Source organism: Bartonella acomydis (assembly GCF_039543025.1).
Classification (GTDB): Bacteria; Pseudomonadota; Alphaproteobacteria; order Rhizobiales; family Rhizobiaceae; genus Bartonella; species Bartonella acomydis.
The window spans coordinates 1-881 of sequence record NZ_BAABIY010000061.1 but is presented as its reverse complement, the minus strand read 5'-3'; the positions used below and the strand labels follow the sequence as shown (position 1 = coordinate 881).

Genomic DNA, 881 nt, shown 5'->3' with positions numbered 1-881 from the left:
GGAGTTGCACAGGATTCTTTAAATTGGAGCAAGAAAGAAAAAGCTTTTTTAGCACAACATGGAAAAGAAAGCAGCAACAGCAAGATTAAGTTTCTTGCAAATGGAGAGATTTCTGCAAGTTCAAGTGATGCGGTAACAGGTTCTCAGCTTCATAGCTTGGGTAGCAGTGTTGCAAAATCTTTAGGCGGAGGTGCTGAATATAAGGATGGCGTGTGGAGTGATCCTAGTTTCAAGATTAAAACTGTTAAAGATGATGGTGTTACAATTGAAGAGAAGAAGTATAATACAGTTGCTGAAGCTTTGGCTGATGTTGGCACTTCTTTTACAAATATTAAAAATGATATTACTAATATTGTCAGTGATAATCTTGTTAAGCAAGAAAAAGAGGGCGCTCCTATTACCATTGGTCATGAAACAGATGGCACTATAATTAATCTTCAAAACAAGAATAATGAGAACCGAATCCTTTCCGGTGTGACAGGTGGAACCATCTCTAAAGATTCAATTGAGGCGGTCAATGGCTCTCAGCTTTTTGAGACCAATGATAAGGTTGCGGTCTATTTTGGTGGTGGTGCTAGTTATGAAAATGGCCAATGGAGTGCTCCAACTTTTACAGTGAAAACTGTTACCGATGAAGGCAAGGAAGAAGATAAGACTTATACGAATGTAGCAGCTGCTTTGACAGGAGTTGGTACTTCTATCACGAATGTTCAGAATAAAATTACCAATGAGATCACCAACCAGATTCAACATCTTCAATCAGATGATTCAGCGGTTGTTCATTACGATAAGAAGGCAGATGGTGATACAGATTATACGAGTGTAACTTTCGGTAAAGGTAAGGATTCTACACCTGTTGGTCTTCATAATGTTTCTGATGG

1 pseudogene is annotated in these 881 nt (G+C 38.6%); it reads left to right on the top strand.

From position 1 onward, the window contains the following. Positions 1-881: pseudogene (locus ABD909_RS07010) on the top strand (adhesin); the annotation flags it as partial.